This window comes from Sphingomonas sp. 66-10 (assembly GCF_001897045.1).
Classification (GTDB): Bacteria; Pseudomonadota; Alphaproteobacteria; order Sphingomonadales; family Sphingomonadaceae; genus Sphingomonas; species Sphingomonas lycopersici.
Window position 1 is genome coordinate 12331 of the sequence record NZ_MKRR01000039.1, and the last position, 965, is coordinate 13295.

The following is a 965-nucleotide window of genomic DNA, read 5'->3' on the forward strand; positions in this document are numbered from 1 at the left end:
GCTGCGCCTGCCATTTACCTTCTAGAGCCAAAACCCGATCAGCTGCTTGAGGCAGCAGCGCCTTCCTGCTCCAACGGGCCCGTTGATGAGGAAGATGGGCGATGGTGCTGTTCTGGCTTTTGGGCGGAGCGTGGACGGCGATCGGACCGCCCTTTCCCATGAACCAGCCGAACGCCAGCGGGCAGATGATCGCAGCCGTAATCTCGGGCATCCTGCACGCGCTCCGGGTTGGACGTCGCACGCGGGACTGTCTGGCCGAGCATGGGCCGTTTACGAGGGTCTGCAACCGCGTCGACCGATGGTCGCGACGGGGAAGCTGCTTGACGCGCTGGTCGAGCGCGCCGGACGGATGCGCTACCTGCTAGGCGACAACGGATACGATGGAAGCCAGCCGGCTGCGCCGCATGCTGCACGAGAGGCACGAATTGCACCCTTCTTCCCAGCTGCCACAATCGCAAGTGCGCCATCCGCGACGATCAGCAACAGTACCGCGGCCGCCACTTGATCGAGAACCCCATCTGCCAATTGAAGGCCTTCCGCCGCGTCGCCAGCCGCTACGCCAAGTTCGCGACCAACTTCCTTTCAGACGTCGCGCTCGCCATCGCTGTGGGCGTTCTGACTCCTGAACGAATCCGGGCTCTAAGACGGACCGTCGCCACTGAGGGTCAATGTGTGAAGTTCGCGATTTCACGGCCCAGCCCCATGTTGAGCGCGCCGTTGCGAAGCGCGGCGGCAAAAGCGGTGTAATTGCTGAGCGTTACCGTGGCATTGGTCTGCTGCACAGCGTTAAGATTGGCCATGGCGTTGACCAGCACATTCTGCAACGCACCATTAGTGTTCTGGACGAGTGCGGTGCGGCCGGCATTGGCGAAATAGACCTGGCTTCCGGAAAGCATCTGCGGGATCGCGATACCACCGCCTCCCCCCGTCGCCGAGGCCATGTCGGCGGGCGATAACTGGGTTCC

At 62.8% G+C, this 965-nt stretch carries 2 protein-coding genes; both read right to left on the reverse strand.

The genetic code is table 11. From position 1 onward, the window contains the following. A partial coding sequence (locus BGN95_RS04805) for a hypothetical protein (protein ID WP_286771795.1) occupies window positions 1-211 on the reverse strand: 211 nt, incomplete at its 3' end. A gap of 454 nt (window positions 212-665) precedes the next feature. After that, complete coding sequence (locus BGN95_RS04810; RefSeq protein WP_286771796.1) at window positions 666-896, reverse strand: hypothetical protein; 231 nt, start codon at window positions 894-896, stop codon at window positions 666-668. Window positions 897-965: the final 69 nt, after the last annotated feature.